General features: G+C 73.0%; 9 protein-coding genes and 1 pseudogene. 6 read left to right on the plus strand and 4 right to left on the minus strand.

Annotated features, from left to right (window positions below):
• Positions 1-150 precede the first annotated feature (150 nt).
• Positions 151-1,086, plus strand: coding sequence for a hydroxymethylbilane synthase (hemC, locus tag GTY84_RS14420; RefSeq protein ID WP_161226662.1), 936 nt, complete (start codon positions 151-153; stop codon positions 1,084-1,086).
• Positions 1,087-1,104: 18 nt separating this feature from the next.
• Here hemC and GTY84_RS14425 read toward each other — a convergent pair whose 3' ends face one another.
• The gene (locus tag GTY84_RS14425) at positions 1,105-1,629 is read right to left on the minus strand and encodes a hypothetical protein (protein ID WP_161226663.1); all 525 of its coding nucleotides are present in this window, start codon (positions 1,627-1,629) and stop codon (positions 1,105-1,107) included.
• A 381-nt stretch (positions 1,630-2,010) separates the two neighbouring features.
• On the opposite strand from GTY84_RS14425, the gene GTY84_RS14430 reads away from it, so the two are divergent.
• Positions 2,011-2,802: an RNA polymerase sigma factor SigF gene (locus GTY84_RS14430; protein ID WP_161226664.1), complete on the plus strand. Its 792-nt coding sequence runs from the start codon at positions 2,011-2,013 to the stop codon at positions 2,800-2,802.
• A gap of 209 nt (positions 2,803-3,011) precedes the next feature.
• On the opposite strand, the gene GTY84_RS14435 is transcribed toward GTY84_RS14430, so the two are convergent.
• Positions 3,012-3,335: an ANTAR domain-containing protein gene (locus tag GTY84_RS14435; protein ID WP_202551130.1), complete on the minus strand. Its 324-nt coding sequence runs from the start codon at positions 3,333-3,335 to the stop codon at positions 3,012-3,014.
• Positions 3,336-3,559: 224 nt separating this feature from the next.
• Between GTY84_RS14435 and GTY84_RS14440 the strand changes: the two genes are divergently transcribed.
• Positions 3,560-4,369: a VOC family protein gene (locus tag GTY84_RS14440; RefSeq protein WP_161226666.1), complete on the plus strand. Its 810-nt coding sequence runs from the start codon at positions 3,560-3,562 to the stop codon at positions 4,367-4,369.
• Between the two features lie 12 nt (positions 4,370-4,381).
• Here GTY84_RS14440 and glgX read toward each other — a convergent pair whose 3' ends face one another.
• Together glgX and GTY84_RS14450 are read right to left on the minus strand one after the other, a co-directional pair.
• A complete protein-coding gene (gene glgX, locus GTY84_RS14445; protein ID WP_161226667.1) occupies positions 4,382-6,532 on the minus strand; it encodes a glycogen debranching protein GlgX in 2,151 nt (716 codons plus the stop codon).
• A 164-nt stretch (positions 6,533-6,696) separates the two neighbouring features.
• Positions 6,697-7,167, minus strand: a pseudogene (locus tag GTY84_RS14450) (pep a2); the annotation flags it as partial.
• Between the two features lie 336 nt (positions 7,168-7,503).
• On the opposite strand from GTY84_RS14450, the gene GTY84_RS14455 reads away from it, so the two are divergent.
• The 3 genes from GTY84_RS14455 to treS form a co-directional block, all read left to right on the plus strand.
• Complete coding sequence (locus GTY84_RS14455) at positions 7,504-7,830, plus strand: DUF5133 domain-containing protein (RefSeq protein ID WP_161226668.1); 327 nt, start codon at positions 7,504-7,506, stop codon at positions 7,828-7,830.
• 58 nt (positions 7,831-7,888) lie between these two features.
• A complete protein-coding gene (locus GTY84_RS14460) occupies positions 7,889-9,886 on the plus strand; it encodes an alpha-1,4-glucan--maltose-1-phosphate maltosyltransferase (protein WP_161226669.1) in 1,998 nt (665 codons plus the stop codon).
• Positions 9,883-11,247 (plus strand): maltose alpha-D-glucosyltransferase (gene treS, locus GTY84_RS14465; protein ID WP_161224703.1); only part of this gene is annotated, 1,365 nt, incomplete at its 3' end. The genes GTY84_RS14460 and treS, both read left to right, overlap by 4 nt.

Genomic DNA, 11,247 nt, shown 5'->3' on the forward strand with positions numbered 1-11,247 from the left:
CCCGAGGACCGCCCGCACCCCTCTCCGGACGCCCCCGGCGAAGGCGCCGCACCGCCGGAAGGGCCCTGCCCACAGGCTTTCTGACGGACCGTGGGGCAAACGGGGGAACCGGGGGGACCGGGAGCCCCGCGGGGGCACTATCGTGTCGGCATGTCCGCGCCCGAGCTGATCCGCGTCGTCTCCCGTGACTCCCCCATGGCCCTCGCTCAAGTGGAGCGCGTACGGGCGGGGTTGGCGTCCCTCCATCCAGGTGTGCGCACCGAGGTCGTCCCGGTGCGCACCACCGGGGACAAGTGGCTCGGCGATCTGTCGCAGGTGGACGGCAAGGGGGCCTTCACCAAGGAGGTCGACGCCGCGCTACTCTCGGGCGAGGCCGACCTCGCGGTGCACTGCCTCAAGGACGTCCCCGCCGACCGGCCGCTCCCGGCGGGCACGGTGTTCGCCGCGTTCCTGGAGCGGGACGACGTCCGCGACGCCCTGGTGCACCCGGGCGGGCTCACCCTGGACGCGCTCCCGGCCGGGACGCGCGTCGGCACCTCCTCGGTGCGCCGGGTCGCCCAACTGGCCGCCTCCCACCCCCGGCTGACGTGCGTCCCGTTCCGGGGCAACGCCAACCGACGGCTCGCCAGGCTGGCCGCGGGCGAGGCGGACGCGCTGCTGCTCGCGGTGTCCGGGCTGGAGCGCATCGGCCGACCGGACGTGGTCAGCGAGGTCCTGTCGACGGAGACGATGATGCCGCCGATCGGCGCGGGCATCCTCGCCCTCCAGTGCCGGGAGGGCGACGACGCCCTGATCGACGCGGTCAGCGGCCTCGGCCACCCGGACACCCATCGCGAGGCCACGGCGGAGCGCATGTTCCTGCACGTCCTCCAGGGGCACTGCAACAGCCCCGTCGCCGGTTTCGCCCGGGTGGACCGGAGCGGCGAACTCTCGCTGCGAGCCTGCGTGTTCACTCCGGACGGCAAGGTCCGGCTGAACGCCCACGAGTGGGCCGGGCGGCTCGACCCGGCGACGCTGGGCACCTCGGTCGCGGTGGCCCTGCTGCGCCAGGGCGCGCGCGAGCTGATCGACGGCATCGGGCACTGAGGCGCGGGCGGCCCGGGATCAGGCGGTGCCCTCCTCCGCCTGGTCCCGCAGGAAGGCGCTCACCTGGTGGGCCAGCCCGTCGTCCCGTCCGGCCGCCGCCGGGGCGCCGGCGGTCCGCTCGGCCAGCCCGAGGCCCCCGGCCCACAGCCGGCGCCCGGTCCACTCCTCCTCGACCCGCAGTTGCACCTGGACGTCCACCTGTCCGAGACTCCGCTCCGGAGCGGCCGCGTAGAGCACGGCGGTGGCCCGGCGCAGCGGGTACACGTCGAAGCCCTCGATGAACTGGCAGTTGCGCCAGTCCAGGAAGGCGCTCTCGCCGTCGGGGCCGACCCGCACGTCGATCTGGCCGTCCTCCAACTGGACGCCGAGGTGCCGGCCGCCCCGGTTCTCGACGGTCACACGGACGCTGAAGTACGTGAGCCCCTCGGCCGCGTCGTCGCGCCCGCGCGGCGGCTCGGCCGGTTCCAGGCGGTGGACGCGGACCCGCAGACCGGCGTGCTCGCCGTACTCGTGCCAGTCCCCGACCACGTTCGGCTCGTACACAGTGCACCTCTCGCCCTCTCAGGGCTGCTTCCTATCCGTGTGCTCAGCGCACTGTCAAATGGGTGGAACGCACCGTGGCCAGGGCCTTCACCCCGGCCGGCCGGTGATCAAGCGCTGCCCAGGAACTATCCCCCGGGCGCCGCCGCGACGATCACGCGGAGCGTGCCGCACATCACGTTCCGCACCCCGGATGCCGCATGTCGCCCATGAGGTGATTTGTTTTGGAATCGGCATGTCCGGGAAAGCCCCTCACAGTGCTTCGGACAGGAGGCACGCCCGTGGGAGCCCGTGTGCCGGGACCCGGTGTCCTCCAGAGGTCCGATCCCCCCGCGCCCCATGGTGTCCCGTCCATCCGGCACCCCGCCGAGGGAGGTGCGCACCATGCGTATCGCCGGCAGAAACAAGCCCCATCCGCACGACGACGCGCCCGACACGGCGGCGGCGTTCGCCCGCCTCGCCGCCCTGCCCGACGGACCCGAGCGCACGGCGCTGCGGGACGAGCTGATCCGGCTCTGGCTGCCCATGGCCGAGCGGATCGCCGTCCGCTTCCGGGGGCGCGGCGAGGGTCTGGACGATCTCTACCAGGTGGCGGCGCTCGGCCTGGTCAAGGCCGTCGACCACTACGACCCCGCGCGCGGCCATGCCTTCGAGGCGTACGCGGTGCCCACCGTGACCGGTGAGATCAAGCGGCACTTCCGCGACCACATGTGGACGCTGCACGTCCCGCGCCGTGTCCAGGACCTCCGCAACCGGGTGCGGCGGGCGGCGAAGGAGCTGGCCCAGACGACCCCGGGCCGGGCGCCCACGGTCGAGGAGATCGCCGAGCAGGCCCGGCTCACCCCGGACGAGGTGCGCGCCGGCATGGAGGCCCTGGAGTGCTTCACGGCGCTGTCCCTGGAGGCGGAGATGCCGGGGACCGACGGGTACGCGCTCGGGGACTCGCTCGGCGGCCCGGACCCGGCGTTCGACACCGTCGTCGACCGGGTGGCCGTCCGGCCCTGTCTCCAGGCACTGCCCGAGCGCGAGCGGACCATCATCTACCTGCGGTTCTTCCGGGGCATGACGCAGAGCGGGATAGCCCAGCAGCTCGGCATCTCCCAGATGCACGTCTCACGGCTGCTGAGCGGCTGCTTCGACCGGATACGCGAGGAGATCCTCGCCGAGACCGGCTGAGCCCGGCGGCGGAACGCCCTGTCGAGCCCGAGTGGGCCCGGCGAACCCCGCGACGCCCGGAAGCCTCGCCCGCCCCCGGCCCCCCGACCCCCGGCCTCCTGTTCCGGCGGACGGCGAGGGGCGCCGGTGATCCCCCGGACGACGGCAGGGGTCCGGCACGCGGCGGGACCCCCGGTGCGGCCGTGCCCCCGGGCCCGCGGCCGTCCGGGTCAGCGCCGGTGGACGGGGACGCCCGGAACGCGGGCCGGGGCGTGGCGGTCGAGGGCGTCCTCCAGGCTGACCCGGATCTCGCGCGGCATCACTCCGCTGCGCCCCCAGATGAGTATCGATTCCGCGACGTTGCGCAGTTTGATGTTCGTATGCTGGGAAACTTCCTTCAGTACGACCCACCCCTGGTCGGGCGCCATCCGGCCGAGTACGACGATCATTCCGATCGCCTGGTCGACCACGGCGTGCGAGACGACCGCCTCCTTGAGCTGCCGGACCTGCTCCTGCAGTTCGAATATCTCCTGGGAGTCCCCGTCCGTCGCCATGCTCACCTCCCCGTCCGGAGCGCCGCGCCGGCCCGCGGCGCGTGGAACCGCTCCGACTCCATGGTCACCACCGGCCGCCGCCGTCGCCACCGGGCCGCCCGGCGGATCACCGGTGCCGTTTCGGCGCGGCCCGCGGGGTACCCGGCCCGCGCCCCCCGCCGGACCGGCCGGCCACCGGCACGCGTCCGGTGGCGGCCGGTGGACGAGAGCAGGACGCCGCTGCCATGAACCACCACACGACCTCCGCCGCCGGTCCGCGCCGCGGCGCCGCCCCGTCGACGCACTCCGTGTTCGGCGCGCCCTGCTGGGTGAGCCTGACCAGCCGGGACCTGGCGGCCACCGAGGAGTTCTACTCCGCGGTGCTGGGCTGGCGGTGGCGCCCCGCGGGCCTGGGCGACCCGTTCCGGATCGCGCTGGCCGACAGGACGCCGGTGGCCGGGATCGCGGCGGTCGCCTCGATGTGGCAGATGGCGGTGGCGTGGACGCCGTACTTCGCCGCGCGCAGCGCCGACGAGGCGGTCTCCCGGGTGCAGGAGCGGGGCGGCACCACCGCCGTCGGGCCGATCTCCCTGCCGCCCGGGCGGGCGGCGCTGCTGGCCGACCGGGACGGGGCGACCTTCGGCATCTGGGAGGGCGAGCTGTTCGCCGACTGGGAGACCTGGCGCTCCTCGCGCCCGGCCTTCATCCGGCTGTACACCCGCGACGCCTTCGACGCGGCGATCTTCTACGGCGAGGTCTTCGAGTGGGCCTCGGAGCGGCCCGACGGCTGCGAGGTGCGCTACGAGGGCGGCGAGGTGGTGCTGCGCAGCCGGGGCGACGTGGTGGCGCGGATCGGATCCGGGGCCCTGGGCGCCGCCCCGGACCCGGCCCTGCGGCCGCACTGGCAGGTGCACTTCGCCGTCGAGGACGTCGAGGGGTGCGCCCGCGCGGCCGAGCGGAACGGGGGCGCCGTGCAGGCGATGGACGGGGACGAGGCGGTGCTGCGCGACGCCGACGGCGCGCAGTTCACGGTGACCGCGCGCCGTCTGTGCTGAGGTCATGCGCGCTCACCCTCCGGTGCCGCGGGAGGGCCGGGAGAGCAGGACGAGGGAGCGCGGCTCCACGGTGAGCGCGCCGCCCGCCTTGTGCTCGGTCTCGTCGGGGCCGCCCTCCGCGACCGCGGTGTCGATCAGTGCGGTCCAGCGCTCCCCGTAGGCGGCGCCGGGGAGCCGGAAGCGGGCCGGTTCCCAGTGGCTGTTGAGGAGGAGCAGGAAGGAGTCGTCGACCACCGGGCGGCCCCGGGGGTCGGGTTCGGCGATGGCGTCGCCGTTGAGGAAGACGCCGACGGAGCGGGCGTCGGGGCGGTGCCAGTCGTCGTCGGTCATCTCCCGGGCGTCGGGCCTCAGCCAGACCAGGTCGGGGAGCGGCTGGTCGGCACGGGTGGCGGTCTCGCCGCGGAAGTAGCGGCGCCGGCGCAGGACGGGGTGGGCGGCGCGCAGGGCGATCATCCGCCGGGTGAAGTCGAGCAGGCCGCGCCGCTCCTCGTCCAGCCGCCAGTCGATCCAGGACAGGGCGTTGTCCTGGCAGTAGGCGTTGTTGTTGCCGCGCTGGGTGCGGCCCAGTTCGTCGCCGTGGCAGAGCATGGGGATGCCCTGGGAGAGCATCAGGGTGGCGAGGAGGTTGCGCTGCTGGCGGCCGCGCAGTTCCAGGACCGCGGGGTCGTCGGTGGGTCCTTCGGCCCCGCAGTTCCAGGAGCGGTTGTGGCTCTCGCCGTCCCGGTCGTCCTCGCCGTTGGCCCGGTTGTGCTTGTCGTTGTAGGAGACGAGGTCGCGCAGGGTGAAGCCGTCGTGCGCGGTGACGAAGTTGACGCTCGCGCGGGGGCGGCGCCTGCTGTGCTGGTAGAGGTCGGAGGAGCCGGTGAGCCGGGAGGCGAACTCGCCGAGGGTGTGCTCCTCGCCGCGCCAGAAGTCCCTTACGGCGTCGCGGTACCTGCCGTTCCACTCGGACCAGAGCTGCGGGAAGTTGCCGACCTGGTAGCCGCCCTCGCCGAGGTCCCAGGGCTCCGCGATCAGCTTGACGCGGCTGATCACCGGGTCCTGCTGGATCAGGTCGAAGAACGCCGACAGCCGGTCCACCTCGTGGAACTGCCGGGCGAGGGTGGCCGCGAGGTCGAAGCGGAAGCCGTCGACGTGCATCTCCGTCACCCAGTAGCGCAGCGAGTCCATGATGAGCTGGAGCACGTAGGGGTGGCGCATCAGCAGGCTGTTGCCGGTGCCGGTGGTGTCGTAGTAGTGCCGCCAGTCGCCGTCCACCAGGCGGTAGTACGAGGCGTTGTCGATGCCCCGGAAGGAGAGGGTGGGCCCCTTCTCGTTGCCCTCGGCGGTGTGGTTGTAGACCACGTCGAGGATGACCTCGAGTCCGGCCTCGTGAAGGGTCTTGACCATCGACTTGAACTCGGCGACCTGCTGGCCCCGGGTACCGAGGGCGGCGTAGCCGTTGTGGGGGGCGAAGAAGCCGATGGTGTTGTAGCCCCAGTAGTTGCTCAGGCCCCGGTCGCTCAGCACCCCGTCGTGCACGAACTGGTGGACGGGCATCAGCTCGACGGCGGTCACGCCGAGGGAGGTCAGGTGCTCGACGACCGCGGGGTGGGCGAGTCCGGCGTAGGTGCCGCGCAGTTCCTCGGGCACGCCGGGGTGGGTGCGGCTGATGCCGCGGACATGGGCCTCGTAGATGACGGTGGCGGAGTACGGGCGCCGGGGCGGGCGGTCGTCGCCCCAGTCGAAGTACGGGTCGGTGACGACGCCGAGCGGGGTGTGCCCGGCGCTGTCGCCCGGGTCGGGTCCGTCCTCGGCCCGCTCGAAGAGCGAGGCGTGGTTGTCCGCCATGCCGTCGACGGCGCGGGCACAGGGGTCGAGGAGCAGTTTGGCGGGGTTGCAGCGGTGGCCGACGGCGGGGTCCCAGGGACCGTGGACGCGGTAGCCGTAGCGCTGCCCGGGGCCGACGCCCGGCAGGTAGCAGTGCCAGACGAAGCCGTCGACGTCGGGCAGCGGGACGGTGCGGTGGGTGCCGTCGTCGTCGACGAGGACGAGGTCGACGCGCTCGGCGACCTCGCTGAACAGGGCGAAGTTGGTGCCCTGGCCGTCGTACGAGGCCCCCAGGGGGTAGGGGAGCCCGCTCCACACCGGCGACCCCTTCCCGGCCGGGCGCGGGCGCGTCACCGGGCGCCCTCCGGCACCCGGCCGGGGGGCGGGACGGCGGACCCGCGACCGTCGGACCCGCGGCCGACGGGCGTCCGGTCGGCCGGCACGGGGCCGGGGACCGTGCGAGCGCAGGCCGTGCGGCCGGCGAGCACGAGACCGGCGGGTGCGGGGCCCGGGGCGGCCGCCAGCCGGGCGGCGGGCACGGTCTCCCGGGGCACGTCCAGTCCCTCCCGAGTGATCGGCGCCGGTGCGGTGGGCACCAGCGGGACGCGTTCGCCGGACCGGGCGCGCCGGGAGAACCAGATGACCTTCGACCCGGTGCCGGTGGCGCAGCAGCCCCAGCCGTCGCTGTGGGCGGCGAGGTGCCGGAGGCAGCCGCGCAGGTCCTGGTCGGGGCGGAGTCCCCGGTCGTGACCCGCCACCGCCGTGATGAGGTGCTGGCGGTTCCACCACATCTCGATCGAGGTGTTCTTGTCGCTGACGTGCTCGTCGATCGCCCGCAGCAGCATCTCGGCGCCGGAGCAGACGGGGTCGACGAGGTTCTCCAGGTCCCAGAACCTGAGGTGGGCGGCCAGGATGCGCCTGACCTGGCCGACCCGTTCCGGGCTCACTTCCACGTCGAGGTGGTAGTAGCAGGGCACTGCGGTCTTCATCGTCGTGGCTCCTCACCGCGAAGGCTCCCGCGTCTCCTCGTCCCTTGGGGGACGGGCTCCCCGATCACGAAGCGCGAGCACTGATCGCTTCTGAGTCATTCCAGAGTGCGATCCGTAGTCCATTCGTGCAACACGAACGGTGTCCGGGCGGTCACGGTGCGGGGCGGGGGCGGGGCGCCGGGTGGCCGTCGGCCGCGCCCGGGGCGCGGGGGCGGGAAGGGCGTCGGCACGGCCCGTAAACCAGTTGAAGATCCAACAAGACGGACCGCGACCGTGCGTGCACCATGTGTGAAGTGCTGATCGTTCGGATCGGACCGACCCGGAAGGTGACCGGCCATGCTGCTTCCCGCGAGGACCGAAGTCGCCCGGCAGCTGCGGCGCTACCGCGCCTGGGAGCGGATGACGCTGGCCTCCCCGGCGGACACGGGGGTGCGGACCACCTTCGAGGACTCCGGCTACACCCTGTGCGTGCTCATGGGCAGGCGCTGCGCGCGGGAGGCGGCGGACGCGGCCGAGCGGTATCTGCGGACGGCCCCGGTCACCCGCCTGCGGGAGCGGGACGACCGGCCCCGGCCCGCCGCGCCGGTCCGGCTGGGCCCGCCGCCCCCCGCGGCGGACCGGTTGCCGCCGACGGGGCGGAAGACCCCCACCGGCGCGGCGTGAGGCGTCATCCGGCCGGGCCCGTCGCGGTCCGGCCCCGAGTACGGCGGAGGTGGGACGGATGGGCAGGAGCGCGGTGAGCGGGCGCATCCCGGTGCGGGACGTCCGTCCCGCGGTGGACGGCGGCAGGCGCCCGGCGAAGGCGGTGGCGGGAGAGACCTTCGAGGTGACCGCCACCGTGTTCCGCGAGGGCCACGACGCGGTGGGCGCCGATGTCGTCCTCACCGATCCGCAGGGCCGCCCCGGGCCGTGGACGCCGATGCGGGAACTGGCGCCGGGCACCGACCGCTGGGGCGCCGAGATCACCCCCGGCGCCACGGGGAACTGGACGTACCGGGTGGAGGCGTGGAGCGATCCGGTCACCACCTGGCGGCGCGCCGCGGGCGTCAAGGTGCCGGCGGGCATCGAGGCCGGACTGGTGCTGGAGGAGGGCGCGGAGCTGTACCGGCGGGCCGCGGCGGGCGTTCCGCGCCGGGCCGGGCGGCAGGTGGTGCTGGCCGCCGCCCGGGCCCTCGGGGACGACTCGCTGCCGGTCGCCACCCGGCTGGCGGCGGCGTGCGCGCCCCGGGTGGACGCGGTGCTGGCCCGTCACCCGCTGCGGGAGCTGGTCACCTCCTCCGAGCCGATGCCGCTGCTGGTGGAGCGCGAACGGGCTCTGTACGGCGCCTGGTACGAGTTCTTCCCCCGCTCGGAGGGAACGCCCGAGGAGCCGCACGGCACCTTCCGCACCGCCGCCCGGCGGCTGCCCGCCATCGCGGCCATGGGATTCGACGTCGTCTACCTCCCGCCGGTCCACCCCATCGGCACCACGCACCGCAAGGGCCGCAACAACACCCTCACCGCCGCCCCCGGCGATGTCGGCGTCCCCTGGGCCATCGGCTCCCCCGAGGGGGGCCACGACGCGATCCACCCGGCGCTCGGCACCTTCGACGACTTCGACGCCTTCGTGGCCGAGGCCGCCCGGCACGGCCTGGAGATCGCCCTGGACCTCGCCCTCCAGTGCTCCCCCGACCACCCCTGGCTGGCCAAGCACCCCGAGTGGTTCCACCACCGCCCGGACGGCAGCATCGCGCACGCCGAGAACCCGCCGAAGCAGTACCAGGACATCCACCCGCTCGCCTTCGACGCCGACATGGACGGCATCGTCGCCGAGACCGTCCGCGTCCTGCGGCTGTGGATGGGCCACGGGGTGCGGATCTTCCGCGTGGACAACCCGCACACCAAGCCGGTGGTCTTCTGGGAACGCGTCATCGCGGACGTCAACGGCACCGACCCGGACGTCGTCTTCCTCGCCGAGGCCTTCACCCGGCCCGCGATGATGCACGCGCTGGCGCAGGCCGGATTCCAGCAGTCCTACACGTACTTCACCTGGCGGACCGGCAAGGAGGAGCTGACCCGGTATCTCACCGAGCTGTCGGGGGAGGCCGCCGCCCACATGCGGCCCAACCTCTTCACGAACACCCCCGACATCCTCCCCGCCCACCTCCAGCACGGCGGCCGGCCGGCCTTCGCGCTCCGCGCCGTGCTCGCCGCCACCCTCTCCCCCACCTGGGGCGTCTACAGCGGCTACGAGCTGTGCGAGAACACCCCCCTGCACCCCGGTGGCGAGGAGTACCTCGACTCGGAGAAGTACCAGCTCACCCCGCGCGACTGGGACGCCGCCGCGCGCGAGGGGCGCACCATCGCCCCGCTGATCACCCGGCTCAACGCCGTCCGGCGCGCCCATCCCGCGCTGCACCGGCTGCGGAACCTCCGCTTCCACGAGACCGACAACGACGCGCTCATCGCGTACAGCAAGCGCGAGGGGGACGACGCCGTCCTGGTGGTCGTCAACCTCGACCCGCACCGCGCCCAGGAGGCCACGGTCACGCTCGACCTGCCGCTGCTCGGCCTCGGCCACGACGCCTCGGTGACCGTCCACGACGAGCTGACCGGCGAGAGCTACCAGTGGGGCCGGACCAACTACGTCCGCCTGGAGCCCGGCCGGGCGCCCGCGCACGTCTTCCACGTCCAGCGGCCGCCCGCCGCCGCGCCGCAGAAAGGGTCGGCAGCCTCATGACCGTCAACGAGCCCGTACCGGACACCTTCGAGGACACCCCCGCGAGCGACCGCGACCCCGACTGGTTCAAACGGGCCGTCTTCTACGAGGTCCTCGTCCGCTCCTTCCAGGACAGCAACGGCGACGGCATCGGCGACCTCAAAGGACTCACCGCACGCCTCGACTACCTCCAATGGCTCGGCGTCGACTGCCTCTGGCTCCCCCCCTTCTTCCAGTCCCCCCTCAAGGACGGCGGCTACGACGTCGCCGACTACACCGCCGTCCTCCCCGAATTCGGCGACCTCGCCGACTTCGTCGAATTCACCGACGCCGCCCACCAGCGCGGCATGCGCGTCATCATCGACTTCGTCATGAACCACACCAGCGACCAGCACCCCTGGTTCCAGGAATCACGACGCGACCCCACCGGCCCCTACGGCGACTACTACGTCTGGGCCGACGACGACACCCGCTACCCCGAAGCCCGCATCATCTTCGTCGACACCGAAGCCTCCAACTGGACCTACGACCCCCACCGCCGCCAGTACTACTGGCACCGCTTCTTCTCCCACCAGCCCGACCTCAACTACGACAACCCCGCCGTCCAGGAGGAAATGCTCGCCGCCCTCAAATTCTGGCTCGACCTCGGCATCGACGGCTTCCGCCTCGACGCCGTCCCCTACCTCTACGCCCAAGAAGGCACCACCTGCGAAAACCTCCCCGCCAGCCACGCCTTCCTCAAACGCGTACGCCACGAGATCGACACCCACTACCCCGACACCGTCCTCCTCGCCGAAGCCAACCAATGGCCCGAGGACGTCGTCGACTACTTCGGCGACTACACCACCGGCGGCGACGAATGCCACATGGCCTTCCACTTCCCCGTCATGCCCCGCATCTTCATGGCCGTCCGCCGCGAATCACGCCACCCCGTCTCCGAAATCCTCGCCAAAACCCCCGCCATCCCCTCCAACTGCCAATGGGGCATCTTCCTCCGCAACCACGACGAACTCACCCTCGAAATGGTCACCGACGAAGAACGCGACTACATGTACGCGGAATACGCCAAAGACCCCCGCATGCGCGCCAACATCGGCATCCGCCGCCGCCTCGCCCCCCTCCTCGACAACGACCGCAACCAGATCCAGCTCTTCACCGCCCTCCTCCTCTCCCTCCCCGGCTCACCGATCCTCTACTACGGCGACGANATCGGCATGGGCGACAACATCTGGCTCGGCGACCGCGACGCCGTCCGCACCCCCATGCAATGGACCCCCGACCGCAACGCCGGATTCTCCTCCTGCGACCCCGGCCGCCTCTGCCTCCCCACGATCATGGACCCCGTCCACGGCTACCAGGTCACCAACGTCGAAGCCGCCATG

The organism is Streptomyces sp. SID8352 (assembly GCF_009862265.1).
Lineage (GTDB): Bacteria > Actinomycetota > Actinomycetes > Streptomycetales > Streptomycetaceae > Streptomyces.